General features: G+C 63.8%; 15 protein-coding genes. 14 read left to right on the top strand and 1 reads right to left on the bottom strand.

Annotation, left to right across the window (positions count from 1 at the left end; genetic code table 11):
• The first annotated feature begins 41 nt into the window (after nt 1-41).
• The 3 genes from Mspo_RS00400 to Mspo_RS00390 all read left to right on the top strand — a co-directional run bounded on the left by Mspo_RS00400 (nt 42) and on the right by Mspo_RS00390 (nt 1,473).
• Nucleotides 42-524 carry a rod-binding protein gene (locus tag Mspo_RS00400; RefSeq protein WP_159725966.1) on the top strand — a complete coding sequence of 161 codons (483 nt, stop codon included), beginning with the start codon at nt 42-44 and terminating at the stop codon, nt 522-524.
• Nucleotides 525-713: 189 nt separating this feature from the next.
• Entirely contained in the window at nt 714-989 is a 276-nt protein-coding gene (locus Mspo_RS00395) for a hypothetical protein (RefSeq protein ID WP_244613003.1), read from the top strand.
• 16 nt (nt 990-1,005) lie between these two features.
• Nucleotides 1,006-1,473, top strand: a complete 468-nt coding sequence (locus Mspo_RS00390) for a flagellar basal body-associated protein FliL (protein WP_244613001.1) — start codon at nt 1,006-1,008, stop codon at nt 1,471-1,473.
• 70 nt (nt 1,474-1,543) lie between these two features.
• Here Mspo_RS00390 and Mspo_RS00385 read toward each other — a convergent pair whose 3' ends face one another.
• Entirely contained in the window at nt 1,544-2,212 is a 669-nt protein-coding gene (locus Mspo_RS00385) for a response regulator transcription factor (RefSeq protein ID WP_159725965.1), read from the bottom strand.
• Between the two features lie 230 nt (nt 2,213-2,442).
• On the opposite strand from Mspo_RS00385, the gene Mspo_RS00380 reads away from it, so the two are divergent.
• From Mspo_RS00380 to Mspo_RS00330, 11 genes are all read left to right on the top strand, one after another.
• The gene (locus Mspo_RS00380; protein WP_159725964.1) at nt 2,443-2,991 is read left to right on the top strand and encodes a MotE family protein; all 549 of its coding nucleotides are present in this window, start codon (nt 2,443-2,445) and stop codon (nt 2,989-2,991) included.
• The gene (locus Mspo_RS00375) at nt 2,988-3,713 is read left to right on the top strand and encodes a flagellar basal body L-ring protein FlgH (protein WP_159725963.1); all 726 of its coding nucleotides are present in this window, start codon (nt 2,988-2,990) and stop codon (nt 3,711-3,713) included. The genes Mspo_RS00380 and Mspo_RS00375 overlap by 4 nt, the downstream gene beginning before the upstream one ends.
• 18 nt (nt 3,714-3,731) lie before the next feature.
• Complete coding sequence (locus Mspo_RS00370; protein WP_244612999.1) at nt 3,732-4,292, top strand: flagellar basal body-associated FliL family protein; 561 nt, start codon at nt 3,732-3,734, stop codon at nt 4,290-4,292.
• Nucleotides 4,289-5,023: a flagellar type III secretion system pore protein FliP gene (gene fliP / locus Mspo_RS00365; RefSeq protein ID WP_159725962.1), complete on the top strand. Its 735-nt coding sequence runs from the start codon at nt 4,289-4,291 to the stop codon at nt 5,021-5,023. Before Mspo_RS00370 ends, fliP begins: the two co-directional genes overlap by 4 nt.
• A gap of 261 nt (nt 5,024-5,284) precedes the next feature.
• Nucleotides 5,285-6,196 (top strand): flagellin, encoded by a 912-nt coding sequence (locus tag Mspo_RS00360; RefSeq protein WP_159725961.1) that lies wholly within the window; start codon nt 5,285-5,287, stop codon nt 6,194-6,196.
• A 331-nt stretch (nt 6,197-6,527) separates the two neighbouring features.
• On the top strand, nt 6,528-7,439 hold the full coding sequence (locus Mspo_RS00355; protein ID WP_159725960.1) for a flagellin: 912 nt from the start codon (nt 6,528-6,530) through the stop codon (nt 7,437-7,439).
• Nucleotides 7,440-7,577: 138 nt separating this feature from the next.
• Nucleotides 7,578-9,224, top strand: coding sequence for a flagellar basal-body MS-ring/collar protein FliF (fliF, locus tag Mspo_RS00350; protein ID WP_159725959.1), 1,647 nt, complete (start codon nt 7,578-7,580; stop codon nt 9,222-9,224).
• Nucleotides 9,224-9,880, top strand: coding sequence for a hypothetical protein (locus Mspo_RS00345; protein ID WP_159725958.1), 657 nt, complete (start codon nt 9,224-9,226; stop codon nt 9,878-9,880). Before fliF ends, Mspo_RS00345 begins: the two co-directional genes overlap by 1 nt.
• Nucleotides 9,877-10,974 (top strand): flagellar motor protein MotB, encoded by a 1,098-nt coding sequence (locus tag Mspo_RS00340; protein ID WP_159725957.1) that lies wholly within the window; start codon nt 9,877-9,879, stop codon nt 10,972-10,974. The genes Mspo_RS00345 and Mspo_RS00340 overlap by 4 nt, the downstream gene beginning before the upstream one ends.
• A gap of 86 nt (nt 10,975-11,060) precedes the next feature.
• Entirely contained in the window at nt 11,061-12,131 is a 1,071-nt protein-coding gene (locus tag Mspo_RS00335; RefSeq protein WP_159725956.1) for a hypothetical protein, read from the top strand.
• Nucleotides 12,132-13,228: 1,097 nt separating this feature from the next.
• Nucleotides 13,229-14,923, top strand: a complete 1,695-nt coding sequence (locus Mspo_RS00330) for a flagellar hook-length control protein FliK (protein WP_159725955.1) — start codon at nt 13,229-13,231, stop codon at nt 14,921-14,923.
• The last annotated feature ends 43 nt before the right edge of the window (nt 14,924-14,966 follow it).

The raw sequence follows: 14,966 nt of genomic DNA, 5'->3' as shown, positions 1-14,966 counted from the left end.
CTCTTCGTCTAAAAGAGACGCTGTCGAAGGAATCGAGACACATGTCGATTTTTCCCGCTACCGATCTCGTGACAGAAGTCGCTCAGGCCGCCGATCCTGTTCGGCGCAACGCTGCGATTGCGCGCTTGAGCGAGTTGTCGCCGGTCGCGGCGAGAACTGCCGAGGGATTCGCTCATCTCGTCCCGGATAATCGCCAGGCGGAACCGTCGCTGAGGCCGTTGGGCGGCGCATACTCGATTGCGTCGAACGTTTCCGTTTCGCGGTCGACGGGCATTCGGCCAGGCGAGGCGACTCAGAAATTCGAGGCCTTCATCATTCAGTCTTGCCTAGAGACGATTCTTCCGAAGTCGAAAGATGGTTTCTTTGGCCGCGGCGCCGCTGGCGATGTATGGCGATCGATGGTCGCGGAACAGATCGGCGATCAGATCGCCAAATCTGGCGCTCTCGGACTGCATAAGCTTCTCGACCACGAAATGGCGACGCATGCGGCGGCCGATTCGGCGCGTTCGGGCGAGGCGTCGTGATCTGGAACTTCGAGGATGGCGGCTCGAACAGGTTGGAGCGGACTTACGGACATGGTTGCGCATCGACATTGTGATGAGGGACCGGCTGGAGCGCCAATCAGGAACGATTTTGCGCAGGAGGCTCGTCGCGCGGCCTTCGTCGGCTGTGTCGATCGGCTGACCCGGCTCATCGAGCGCGAGACCGAGGCGTTGAGGACGCGGTCCGACGTCGATTTCGAGGATTTCAACGCGCGCAAGACGCACGCGCTGCTGGAGTTCTCTCGCGCCTCTCGCGCCGATACGGCGCCTCGTTCCGCCTCGATCGAATCGAAGATCGAGCGTCTGCGCGCCACGCTTCTCGAGAATGGAAGACTGTTGGAGCGGCGGCTGCGGGCGATGAGGGAGATCGCCGGCATCATGATCTACACGATGGAGATGGCCGAGTCCGACGGAACCTATTCGACGCGTTCGTCGCCCGAACGTTGACGTTGGAGTCGAGACGATGCTGCGGATGGTGTTGATCGGAATTTGGGCCTGCGTCGTGACGTTGGCGTCCACATACGGCGCGTCTTATTGGAAGTCGCATCGCGGCGCGCCGGCCGAAGAGGCTCCCCACGCGGAAAAGCTCGAGGTCAAGAAGGTGAAGCCGATCACCGTCCCCATCATTTCCGAAGGAACGCTGAAAGGCTATGTTTCGGCCGAATTCGCCTATGTCGTGGAAGCGTCGAACAAGTCGCACGGGCGCGGAGGCGACGGAGCGGTCGATGCGGACAGTTATGTGATGGACGAAGCGTTTCGGCGTCTCTACGCGGACAATAGCCTCGATTTTCGCCATATCGAGAAATACGATCTCAACTCTCTGACCAAGGAGCTCACGAAGAGCATCAACCAGCGGCTCGGCGCGGAACTCGTGCGCGAGACTCTGGTCAAAAGCTTCGCCTTCGTCCCGAAAGACGACATCCCGCATTAGAAAAAAATCCGGCTGGCGAAACGCCCGCCGGACTCACGAAATGCGGGAAGGATGTTCGATCGATCGCAGATCAGCCGATCAGCATGTAACCGAGAAAACGTTGCGAATCGATCGGGTCGTAACCGAGGCGCGCGCGCAGCTTCTTGCGTAGCTTGCTCACATGGCTCTCGACGACATTCTCTTCGACGACATCGTCGAAGAGGCCATAGACGGCGTTGAAAATCTGCGATTTGGTGAGACGACGGCCGCGGTTCATCACGAAATATTCGAGAATCCGCCGTTCGCGGCGCGGCAGGCTGAAGGCTTCGCCGCGCACCAGCGGATCGCGACCGTCGAAGAACACCTGCATGGGGCCGACGACGGCGTAGTCGCGACGAGTCTCGGCGCGCCGCCGGATGGCGTAGACGCGTGCGAGAATTTCCTTCACATGAATGGGTTTGCGCACGACGTCGTCGACGCCCGCGGTGAACAGCCCCAGCGTCTGTTCGAGCGATGGCGCTTCGTTCATCGCGATGACCGGCGCCTGAGAGCGCTTGCGAATGAGCTTCGGCAGCTCCTCGCGCTCTGGACATTCGCCGATCAGGAAGGCCTCGACGGCCAGCATGTCCGTCTCTATGGCCGAATCGACCCAGTCGATGAACTGCCCGGAGCAGAACCCCGCCGAGGAGATTCCCTCCTGGCCGAAGTGGCGCGCATACCCACTCGTCACCAGTTCACGCTCGTCGACGATTATAAACATTGCCGTCCCCTTGACATCCGTCTCGCCATGGCAATTTGCGCGAATCACTATGTGACTACTTAGCCGCATCGATTCCACGGCGTCAACGAAATAGTAACCAAATAAAGTATTGCTCCATTCATTGGCTTCGCGTTGCGTTTCGCGGGATCGCCATCGGGCGCGTGCAAGCCACGCGCAAGGCGGATCAGGCAGCCTGTGTCGTGTCAAAGACCGACCTTGAGCCATATCCCATGCCAAAATTGCGAAAGGCGCTCCCGCTCGTCGCCGCGGCGGCGTTCGTATCCTGCGCCTTCGCGGTCGGGGCGGAGCAGAAAACGCCGGAGCCGATCTCGAGGGAAGAGCCTTTGCGCCTGCGCGAGGCCCGCGCGGCGCCTCCGCCGGACACGCGGCAATATTGCGCAGACGTCGCAGCGGCGGCAGGCGCCGCTCGCGCGGCGCGGCAGGAGAAGGAGCTGCTCGACATAGAGCAGAGGATCGCCAAGCGCACGGCGGAACTCGAAACGAAGCGGGCGGAGCTGCAGGACGTTCTCGATCGTTACGACGCTCTGCTGAAGCGAACGGACGAGAGGCTCGTCTCTATCTATGGACGCATGCGTCCAGACGCGGCGGCGGCGCAATTCGCGAGCATGGAGGAGGACATGGCGGCGGCCATGTTGATGCGGCTGCAACCCAAGCAGTCCAGCGCGATCCTCAACGAGATGGAAGCCGCCCGCGCCGTGGTGCTGACGAAAAAAGTGGCGACGCTATCGAGCCTCGCCGGCGGCGGGAAGAAGCAATGACGAGACTGGGTGTTGCGATCGGCTCCGCTCTCGCGCTCTCGGCATGCGCGGCGGATCCGCGCGACATCGGCCGAGAGCCGCATATGAGCCCGGTGGGCAGCGGGCTGACCTCCTATGACGATCAGCTCCCGACGGGCTCGGTTCGCCCGCCCGCGCTCGGCCCGAACATGCGTCTCGACGAGAATAGGGTCAATCTCTACCGCGACGTGCGGGCGATGACCGTCGGCGACGTCGTCACTGTCAACATTTCCATGGACGACAAGGCGGTTCTCGGCAATTCGACGGATCGCTCGCGCGATGCCAAGGTCAAGACGACTTGGTCGTTCCTGTTCGATTTCCTCGCAGGCGCCGCGTCGGCTGCGCCGGAGAGCAAATGGACCGGCACGATCAACAATGATCTGCAGTCGAGCACATCGACGCAGGGGCAGGGTTCGATCAATCGGTCGGAGCAGATTCGCTTGTCTGTCGCCGCGGTCGTCACCGCGGTTCTGCCCAATGGCAATCTCATGCTGCGCGGATCGCAGGAGATGCGCGTCAATTACGAGCTGCGCGTGCTGACGATCGCAGGCATTGCGCGGCCGCGCGACATAGGCAAGGACAATACGATCTCCTACGACAAGATCGCCGAGGCCCGCGTGTCCTATGGCGGACGCGGCAGATTGTCGGAGGTGCAGCAACCCGCGTGGGGCCAGCAGGCCTACGATTTGTTCGCGCCGTTCTGAGACAGGGAGAGAAGAATCGTGGCCGCCGCCGAACCGCAATCGTCGTCTTCCGGACAGCTGGCGCTCGCGCTCGTCGTCGCGACCGCGCTCGGAGCCGGGGGGGGCGGCTTCCTCGGATTCACGCTGACCGGCGATCCGTCCGCGGCCGCCAAGCCGCCCGCCGCGGAGCCCTCGCCGCTGGAGAGCGCGGGGCCGAAAAAAAACGCCGAGCCTGCGGAAAAAGGCCATGGCGGTCACGGGGCGGCCACGCCGAGCGAGGGCGCGAAGGAGGGCGCCGTCGCCTCGAAAATGAAGCTGAAGGAGCTCGCGCCGATCGTCACCAATCTCGCCTCGCCCGAGACAGGATGGGTGCGGCTGCAGGCGTCGATCGTCTATGATTCGCAAGCCGTGCCGCAGCCCGACATATTGATTTCCCAGATCACGGCGGACATCGTCGCCTTTCTGCGGACAATGACACTCGCCTCTCTCGAGGGCTCGGACGGCCTACGGCGTCTGCACGAAGATCTGACCGATCGGGCGGCGATCCGCTCCGAGGGCCATATTCAGGAAGTCATCATTCAAGCGCTGGTCGTTCAATGAAGCGCTCGGCCGCGATCCTCTTTCTCATTCTGCTTCCGACCGCCGCCTTCGCGCAGCAGGGTTTGGACCTCAACGCCCTGCTGCCTTCCGGTGGAGGCGCGGCGAGCGGACGGATCGTTCAGCTCCTCGTCATATTGACGGTGCTCTCCATCGCGCCTGGCCTGCTCATCATGGTGACGAGCTTCACCCGTTTCGCCATCGCGCTGTCGTTCCTGCGCAGCGGACTCGGGTTGCAGAGCACGCCGGCCAATCTCGTCTTGATCAGTCTCGCTCTGTTCATGACCTTCTATGTCATGGCGCCGACCTTCGACGCGGCCTGGAAAGACGGTTTGAAGCCTTTGATGGACAATAAAATTTCCGAGGTCGAGGCATTCGATAAAATTTCGCAGCCGTTTCGCCGCTTCATGATCGCCAATGTGCGCGACAAGGACATCAAGCTGTTCGAAAATCTCACCAGCGACAAGGCGACGCCTGGAGACCATGAGCAACTCGGCCTGCAGGTGCTGGCGCCGGCCTTCATGATCTCCGAGCTGCGCCGCGGATTCGAGATCGGATTTTTGATTGTTCTGCCCTTCCTCGTCATCGATATGATCGTCGCGGTGATCACAATGTCGATGGGCATGATGATGCTCCCGCCCACGGCCATTTCGCTTCCGATCAAGGTCTTGTTCTTCATTCTCATCGACGGCTGGAATCTGCTCGTCGGCAGTCTCATCCGCTCTTACGCCTGAACGCGCCGGGAAGGGTCGAGGCCGCGCTCTGCGGGTTGCAAATCCTCGTTAGCCCTTCATTAATCGCATTTTCTGCGATTTGTGGCGCTCCTTCGCCCCCCGTGTAATATCCGATTGTCCGGCGCGGCTACGCAAAACCGCGGGCGCGCCGTCGACAGAGTTCTTCGGATAGGGCGAAGGCGCCCAAGGCATGATGCCGTTTCCGTCGAGCCGGTGAATTTCCGGGATGTCGCGTTCACCTCATCCAAGGATCGACGAGTCATGTCCAGCATTCTGACCAACGCCTCCGCCATCACCGCTCTGCAGTCGCTGCGCTCGGTCCAGTCGTCCCTCGCTTCGACCCAGAAGGAGATTTCGACGGGCCTGAAGATTTCGTCCGCCGCCGACAACGCCTCCACCTGGTCGATCGCTCAGACGATGAAGTCGGACCAGGGAGTTCTCTCCACGATCAGCGACTCTCTGGCGGTCAGCTCCTCTGTGCTCAACGTCGCCAATGCGGCGGTGACCAACGCCATTTCGGTCATCAACAACATCAAAGCGGCCGTCGCGCAGGCGGCGCAGCCCGGCGCGGATCTCGCGAAGATCGGCACGAGCCTCACGGGCCTCAGCGATCAGCTCAAGAGCGTCGTCACCTCGGCGAATTTCAACGGCCTCAACCTGCTCGACGGTTCTCGCAGCAACTACAACTCCATCGCCTCCTATAGCGACGGAACCGGCACGGCGGTTTCCACCCTGAACACGATCAATCTCAACGCCACCGCTCTGATCGGCGGCGGCGGCGCCGCTCCGGCGGTCGCGGCCGGCGCGGGCGTGCTCGAAGTGGCTCAGGCGACCGGCGCCACCGCAGCGACGAATTTCACCACCCTGTCGGCCGCCGACGTCTCCTCCACCGCCACCATCAACGACACTTTGTCGAATGCCGACAAGGCCATCGCGGATCTGACGAAATATGCCGCGCAGATCGGCGCCGCCCAGACCAGCGTCCATGGCCAGGGGGCCTTCATCAAGACGCTGAACGATGGTCTGACCGCCGGCATCAGCTCGCTGGTCGATGCGGATATGAACGAGGCTTCCACCCGCCTGCAGGCGCTGCAGACGCAGCAGCAGCTCGGCGTTCAGTCGCTGTCCATCGCCAATCAGAACAGCCAGATCATCCTGCGCCTGTTCCAGTAATCCGCCGCTCCCGAGTTTCGGGAAGAAGCCGCGCCCCCCGGGGCGCGGCTTTTTTTGTCGCGCGCGCGCGGCAATGTCATTGACGGTTTAGACCTTTATTAAGGTTATTTGATTAGGTTAACCACCGTGCAGACTGTGCTGTAGCCGTCGAGACCGATGGGTTTCGACGGGTCGTCGAGTGGATTGGCTCCCGCAACATGGCGGCGCTCCGTCGACGACTGCTTCGGATAGGGCTCCCCCAGCCCAAAGGCATGATGCCGTTTCCGTCGAGCCGGTGAAATTCCGGGATGCCAATCGTCACTAGTTTCACCCCAAAAGGGATCGATGAGTCATGTCCAGCATTCTCACTAACTCCTCGGCTATCACGGCGCTGCAGTCGCTTCGGGCGACGCAGCACGCGCTCGCGAACACGCAGAAGGAAATCTCGACGGGTCTCAAGATTTCGAGCGCCGCTGACAACGCCTCCACATGGTCGATCGCCGAGACGATGAAGTCCGACCAGGGCGTGCTGTCGACGATCGGCGACTCGATGACGGTGAGCTCGTCTCTCCTCAACATCGCCCAGACCGCCGTGACCAATGCGATCTCGGTGATCAACAACATCAAATCCGCGGTTGCGCAGGCGGCGCAGCCCGGCGCCGACACGGCCAAGATCGGCACGAGCCTCACCGGGCTGAGCAATCAGCTCAAGAGCATCGTGACGTCTGCGAGCTTCAACGGCCTCAACATTCTCGACGGCTCCCAGGCCTCCTTCGCCTTCATCGCATCATACACGGATGGCGGCGGCGCTTCGCTGTCGGCCCTCAACACGATCACTCTCAACGCGACCGCGCTGATCGGCGGCGGCGGCGCAGCCCCGGCGGTAGCCGCCGGCTCGGGCATTCTCGAAGCCGCTCAGGGGACGGGCGCCACGGCTGCGACGGACCTCACCAACCTGTCGGTGACGGATGTCGCTTCGAGCGCGGTCATCTCCGACACGCTGAGCAACGCCGACAAGGCGATCGCCGATCTCACCAAATACGCCGCTCAGGTCGGCGCGACGCAGACGACGGTCACCGGTCAGGCCGCCTTCGTCAAGACGTTGAACGAAGCGCTCACCAATGGCGTGAGCTCGCTCGTCGACGCCGATATGAACGAAGCCTCGACCCGGCTGCAGGCGCTGCAGACGCAGCAGCAGCTCGGGGTCCAGTCGCTGTCGATCGCCAACCAGAACAGCCAGATCATCCTCAAGCTCTTCCAGTGATCGGCCCGACGCTCCAAGGAAAGGTCTCGCCGCAAGCGGCGAGACATTTTCCGGTCTGAAACGAGACCGGCAAAGTTCGCGCAAGCCACCGCAGGCACATTGGGGCAACGCATCGCGTCAACCCGATGAAACGCCCCCATGGATCGCCTGTATCAGCTGCGGGACAATCTGCTCGGCCTCGGTCCGCGCAGGCTCGCCGCCCTCGCTATGATCTTCGTCCTCGTCCTGGCGGTGACCGGCGTCGGGGCCTATTATCTTTCGCGGCCGAACTTCGAGGTGCTCTACGCGGGCCTCGATCGCGAAGATGTGAGCCGTATCGGCTCTGCGCTGAAATCGGCCGGCATTCCTTTCGACATCAATCCGGAGGGCAACGCCGTCTCGGTCCATTACGGCCAGACGGCGCAGGCGCGCATGATGCTGGCCGAAAGAGGCCTACCACAGAGCGCCAACGCCGGTTACGAACTCTTCGACAAGGTCGGATCGCTCGGATTGACCTCCTTCATGCAGGAGATGACTCGCATTCGCGCGCTCGAAGGCGAGCTCGCCCGCACAATCCAGCTGATTCGCGGCGTGAAGGCGGCGCGAGTCCATATCGTTCTGGCCGACGAGGGGTCGTTCCGTCGCGCCAAGCAGCCGCCGTCCGCCTCGGTCGTCATTCGCACGGAGAGCCCCGACGATTCGAAAGCCGCCCATGCGATCCGACATCTCGTCGCCGCCGCCATCCCCGGCATGACGGTGGATCAGGTGACGGTGCTCAACACCGACGGCATGTTGCTGACCACTTCCGAGGGAGATGAGAAGGACGCGGTTCCGGGCAAGACGCTGACGCTCGAGCGCACCGTCGCGAAGGACATTCAAGACAACATCCGCCGCACCCTCACGCCCTATCTCCGCCTGTCGAACTTTCAGGTCAGCGTGCGCACGCGCATCAACACCGACCGCAGGCAGACGAATGAGACGATTTTCGATCCGGAATCGCGCGTCGAGCGATCGGTGCGCGTCGTCAAAGAGAATTCCACCTCGCAGAACAACAGCACGACCGGCGCCGCAAGCGCGGATCGCAACGTTCCGCAGGACAACAGGCAGCCGGCTCCCGAGGGCAAGCAATCCAACGACGAGAACAAGAAGAACGAAGAGCTCACCAATTTCGAGCTCTCGTCCAAGACGATCACGACGGTCAGCGGCGGCTACACGGTCGAGAATATTTCGATCGCCGTTCTCGTCAATCGCGCGAGCCTCGCCGCCGCCGGCAAGGGTTCGCCGAAGCCGGACGAGGTCGAGCGGCAGATCAAGGAGATCGAGCAACTGGTCTCGACAGCGGCCGGCCTCCATAAGGAACGCGGCGACACGGTCAAGGTTTCGGCCGTCGACTTCATGCCCAATGAGAACGACATGGGTCCGGTCGAGTCGCCGGGTTGGGCCGACGCGCTCACGCATCAGCTCGGCTCCGTCATCAATGCGATCGCGCTGATCGCCGTAACTGTGATGCTCGTCATCTTCGGTCTGCGCCCGGCGACGCGCGCCTTGCTGGCCGAGGCGCCGCCGGCGATCGCCGAAAATTCTACGGCGTTGCTAGATGTCGACAATGCCGTCGAATTGCCCTTCACGCCGCTCGAGGCGCCGGAATTCACCATGGCCTCGGCGCTCGAAACGGGCCTCATCGAAGACATCGCCGATCATGAGAGATTCACGCAGCAGAAACGCCTGGAACGTCTGATCGAAGCCGACGAGATGCAGGCCGTGGCGATACTGAAGCAGTGGATGTATGCGGAAGGACGCGTCTGATGGCGCGCTCGGTCGCCTTTTATCTTCCACGATTCGACGAGGTGCCGAAGATCGTCGCGCCGGAGCCCACGGCCCTCGCGATCGATCTCGTGTTGCCGGAGCCCGAAGCAGATATCGTCGAGTCCGAGCCCGAGCTCGAAGATCCACGACCGGCGCTCACCGACGAGCTGCGCGAGCAATTGCTCGAGGAAGGTCGCGCATCCGCGAAGGCCGAGTGCATCGAGACGATAGAACGGGAGCGCGCCACATTCGCGCAGACGCTCGAAGAGGAGCGACGACACTGGGCGCGCGAGGAGGGCGAGCGTCTCGGGCGGGATTTTCGCGACGCGCTCGGGCGCTTCTCCGCGCGCATCGGCGACGAGGTCGAACGAATTCTCGAGCCATTCGTGGTGCGCGAGGTTCGCGAGCGAATGCTGGTCGGCCTCGTCGACACTCTGCTGATTCTGCTCGCCGATCATGAGAATCCGGTGGTCCATCTGAGCGGGCCGGTGGATCTGCTCGAAGCGCTCTGCGCAAAGCTGAACAGCGAGGATGTCGCGACGAAAATCGACGATGTCGGCGGCGTCGACGTGCGCGCGCGCCTCGATACGACGACGATCGAAACGCGCCTCGGCGAGTGGATGGCGCAGCTGCGCGAAGGGGACGAGCCCGCATGAGCGATCACGAGGAAAGCGAGATCATCTTCATCCGAAAGAAGCATGGCGAGGACGAGGAGGGCCATCACGGCGGCGTCTGGAAGCTCGCCTTCGCGGATTTCATGACGGCGATGATGGCGTTTTTTCTGGTGATGTGGCTCATCAATTCGACCTCGAAGGAAACAAAGGCGGCGATCGTCCAATATTTCAATCCGGTCCAACTCATCGACTCCAATCCCGCGCATAAGGGACTGCGCGATCCGGCGGAGGCCGGTCAGGGAAAGAGCCAGCAATCCAGCGCCGCTCCGAACAAGGGGGCGCTCGCCTCCGCGTCGTCGAGCTCCTCGGACAAGGACAGTCCGCAGCACGAGGCCGCTCTGCTCTACGATCCGATGACGACGCTCGAGGAGATCGCCGGCAAATCCGCGCAGCCCACGTCTTTCGGCGATCCTTTCGATCGCAGCGCGCATGGCGCCGGCTATGTGGACAAGCGCTTCGAGGACAATGGGTCGCCCGATAAAACGACAGCCGCGGAGCCCGTGGAAGGACAGCGCGCCAAGCCGGCGCCGTCGACGCCGCGGAGCAACGCCAAGTCCTCGGTCCAGCCGCCTCGTTCGGCGGTGGCCGCATTGCCGCCCGCCGAGAATAAGAAGGGCGAGATGTCCGTCGCGGCGATGAAGGCCATGGTCGAGAAGGCGGTCAAAGCGGAGATCGCCGCGCCGAGTGTCGAGGTCGCGGAGACGCCGGAGGGGCTGCTTATCAGCCTGACCGACGACGCCAATTTCTCCATGTTCGCGGTCGGCTCCGTCGAACCCAGGCCGCAGGCGGTGCGCATCATCGGTCAGATCGGCCAGCTCTTGGCGAAGCAGAGCGGCGAGATCGAATTGCGTGGCCATACCGACGGCCGCTCTTACAAATCGGCGACCTATGACAACTGGCGCCTCTCATCAGATCGCGCCAACATGGCCTATTACATGCTCGTGCGTGGAGGCGTTTCGGACAAGCGCGTCGTGAAGATCGCCGGCTATGCGGATCGTCGGCTGAAGACGCCCAAAGAGCCGCTCGCGGCCGTCAATCGCCGCATCGAAATTTTGCTGCGCAGGAGCGATCGTTGAAAAATTCTGCGCGAGCGGCTCTTCTGGCGGCCAGCCTGGTTGGTCCTTTCACATCCTGCGCCCGAGCGGGAGAGCTCACTGAACAGGTGCGAGCGCTCAATGCGCTGCAAGGCTCGATGGCGCAGGGCGCGACAGGCGCGCGCGCCGCCATTTCGGCGCAGATAGAGCGCATCGAGCAGGTCGTGGGATCGCTCGACGGCGATGCCTGGAAGGACAGAAGCAATACGGCCGCGGCGGCGATCTTTCTGTTCTGCGGCGGCCCGGCGCGCTCGGTTCGTAAGATCGTCGACGCGCATCTTGTGCCGGAGGCGGAGACGCAGCTCCTCGATGGCGCGCTAGCCTATGCGGAGGGGCGCTTTGAAGAAGCCACAAAATTGCTGACGGCGCTCGACGCGCGCGCCTATACCGACACGCTCGCCGCGCATCTGGCGCTGATACAGGGCGGACTGTCGATTTCCTCCGACAAGGCGAAGGCGCGCGAATTGTTCGACCTCGCGCGCCTGCTGATGCCGAGCTCGCTCGTCGAGGAAGCGGCGTTGCGCCGCGAGCTGTCGATCGTCGACGCCGTTCAGGACCCGAATAAATTTCTGGTGCTCGGACGTCGCTATGGCGCACAATATGCGAAATCGCCATTTTCCCGCAACTATTGGGACGAGATGCGCGCAGCGACCTTGCGCGCCGCCGTCGGTGACAATAGTTCGCGGTTCGCCGAATTTCGCGCGATGCTGAAGGGCGCGCCGGCCGCCTTGCGCTTCGAGACGCATATGGGTGTCGCGCGTTACGCCATTCTCAACGGACGCGTCGCATTGGCGACGACCGAAACCCAATATGCCGGACCGCTGGCGGACTCCGCTGCGGCGCGCGCGCGCGTCGAATTCTATCGCGCCGCGCTCGCCGGGCTCACGGGCGATTTCGAGACGGCCGCGTCGGAGTTTCAGAAAATCGACCCGAGGACTTTGTCGTTTGCGGACCTCGAGGTGCGCAATATCGTGACCGCCGCGATCGCTCGTCTCCAAGGCGCGTCCGACGGCGTGTCAGCTGCTGCGGCGACCGCGTCGGAGCCGGAGCAGACGCGACCGGAATCGACGGTGGAGCGATCGGCGCGGCAGGCGTTGACAGACGCCGATGCGATGCTTCAACGGGCGACGCGCCGATGACTCTAGACGCTCTCTTGGCCAATTTCACCGGCCCTCTGCACAGCGATCGGAAAGAATCTCCATCCCGAGGTCGGAACGACGCCGAAGCCGCGACTGTGCGCCAATTCGCCTCGCTCCTCTCCGATCTCGACAATCGCGACGCATCCGCGGCTCGCGCCGATGCCGTCGACGACGCCGCCGATGCGAACGATATTTGGGACAATCGCTCCGATCGTCGCGCCTGCGACGAAAGGTCGGCCGCCGACCCGGCGAGCAATTCGCCGACGCCGCTGCAGATCTTCGTCACGGCGCCGGCCTACGACATGAGTCGGCCGCCCACAGCGATCGCCAGAGAGTTGGGTTCGTCGACGGGAGACGATGCTCTTTCGACGGCCGAGCAGGGCGCCTCGATTCCGGCGGCGAGCGGCGCAGCGACCGCGCGCGAATTTTCATCGCCCGCAGCGCCGACCGCTCCGGCGCCGTTCACGTTTGCGTCGGATAGGCGCGCTGTCGACGATGATGCCGGGATGTCGCGATCTTCCATTGCCGAGGCGCAGGCGCCGGCTGGAGGGGCGCCTTCGACGCCACGCCAGCCGAGCCTCTCCGGCGCTCTCTCCGACTCTGCAGCTGTGTCGACGATCCCGCGCGCATCTTCGACCTTCGACATCGGCGCGACATTTGCCGCTAGCTCCACGGCAGCGCCCGCGCCCAACGCAAGCGTCGCGCTCTTCACGACGAGGGATTCGAGCAGCGCGTCATTCGCGGATGGCGCGGCCGCGCAGTCGCCGAAAGCGCCGCTCCTCGCAACCGTCGGCGCTGGAGAACGAGTCGCCGCGAATGCGTCATCGACTGCGAGTTCGGGGACCGTCGCTGTCGCGAGCGGAAGTTCCGCAGCGCCCTACGGAGTCCGCGTCGGCGCGCGGAGCGGTCCTTCCGCTTCGAGCGCGACTCGTCCGAGCGACAGCGATGATCGGACCTTCGCCAGTCTGCTTCGCGCGCCGCGTTCCGCCGCGCCGTCATCGTCGATGCAGACGGCGGACACGACGAGCTCGCCATCGGATCGGAGCTCGTCGAATGACGAGGCGTTCAAATCATTCGCCGCAATGTCCAGCGATAGAGTGATTTCGCTCGAGGACGCCGCATCGGCGCCGAACGCAACGGCGGCCGGTGACGTCGGCGCGACCTTTCCGTCCGATGTGAGGAGGACGTCGGCGCAGGCCGCGCAGCCGCCCGCGCAGCGAAGGGAGGTAAGGACGACCGTTTCCTCATTCGATGGCGCGATGTCGCCGTCGCGAAGACCGGAAATTCGCGTCGCCGCGGCGACGCCGTCCGACGGCGAGTCGACGGCGATGCTGCCGACCGAAATCGAGCAGGGCGTCTCGATGGATGTCTCCGAGGGCGACTCTTCCGCGTTCGAGCCGGTCGCCCGCAACCACGCAGGCGCGATCTCACCATTCGATCTGCGTGACGTCTCCGGCGGGAGCTTTGCTGCGGCACGGCAGCAGGCGTTCGCGGGCGCCGCATCGTCGTCTGACATTACGGATTCCGATTCTTATCCTCGTGCCGCGGGCAAGGATGCGTCGTCGGCTATTGTCGCCGAAGCTCGTAATGAGCGAGGGTTTGCGTTTCGCGGTTTCGACTCGGCGGCGGCGAATATCGCAAAACCTGCCGCTGAGCGCGGTGGCGCCGATGATGCTGCTGCCCAGACAAGCGTCGCCGCGCCACAAGTGACGCTGGCCGCACAAGTCTCAGAGGTCGCGCCGTCGGTCACGGCCGTCGCGTTCGACAATGGGCCTGCGACAGCCCGCGCCTCCATTGCCGTTTCGGTCACGCCGACCGTTGCGACCGTGGCTGGAGATCGCCAGGCCGCGCCGGCCTCGAACAGTCGCGCGGCGATTGATCGACAATCGATCGGTTCCGAGGCCGCCGCGCCACTCGATTCGTCCACCGCCCTCTTCGCGTCGGCTGCGATCGCGCAGGGCGCTGGCGGCGACGCGTCCCGGGGCGATCGAGGGTCCGATCGCGGCGCGTTTGCGGTGGCTCGGCGGGTGCTGAGCTTCGGCGAGGCGCAAGCGGATTCGACAGTGAGCGCCGCCGCGCCGGAAGCGTCGTCTGAGAGACGAGCCGATTTTCAGTCTGCCGTCGCGACGGCCGGCGCCGCGGCGTCGGCGGATGATGCGTCGACGAGCGATGTCGCGCCGCAGCCGATCGGAACACTCGCCATTCTCGCGCCTGTTACGCAATTGCCGTCCGCTTTCGCCGAACTGCTCGCGCCGCAGGCGCGCAGCCTGATCGCCTCTGCATCTTTGGCGGCGTCGACGGTGGCGGGCGAACGCGCGGTCGCCGTCGCCGACCCGCAGCGTCAGAGCGTCGCGCCGAAAATGTTGACGATCGAATTGGAGCCCGCGTCTCTCGGCGCGGTCACGGTCAAGATGAGACTCGCGCATTCGGGAATCGACATGCGCATCAGCGTCGAATCGACAGAGGCGCTCCGGCGGCTCGACTCGACGCGCGACCAACTCGTCGAGGCGATGCAGGCGTCCGGTTGCGTCGTCGATTCCTGCACGATCCAGATCGGCCAGCGCGCGGATGGCGCGAATGCGATGGCCGCGTCGGATGGCGGAACGGCCAATGCGCAATCGAATGGGACGGGAGCCGGGCGCGAGGAACAAAGCGTCGGCCGACAGGGAGCAGGCTATGGCGGACAGGACTCGGATCGCCGGCGAGGCGCCGGCGGCGAGACCAGCGAGCCGACGTCGAAGAGCGAGGCTCGGCGCGGCGCTGATCGTCGCGGCAACGGCGTCTATCTGTGACGCGCGCGCCGAGGGCGCGCCAACCTCCAACGCCTGCGAGCGG

Origin of the sequence: Methylosinus sp. Ce-a6, assembly GCF_009811655.1 — a bacterium.
In the GTDB taxonomy this organism is placed as follows: Bacteria; Pseudomonadota; Alphaproteobacteria; order Rhizobiales; family Beijerinckiaceae; genus Methylosinus.
The sequence above is the reverse complement of the archived record's forward strand: the minus strand, read 5'-3'. Positions and strand labels throughout refer to the sequence as shown.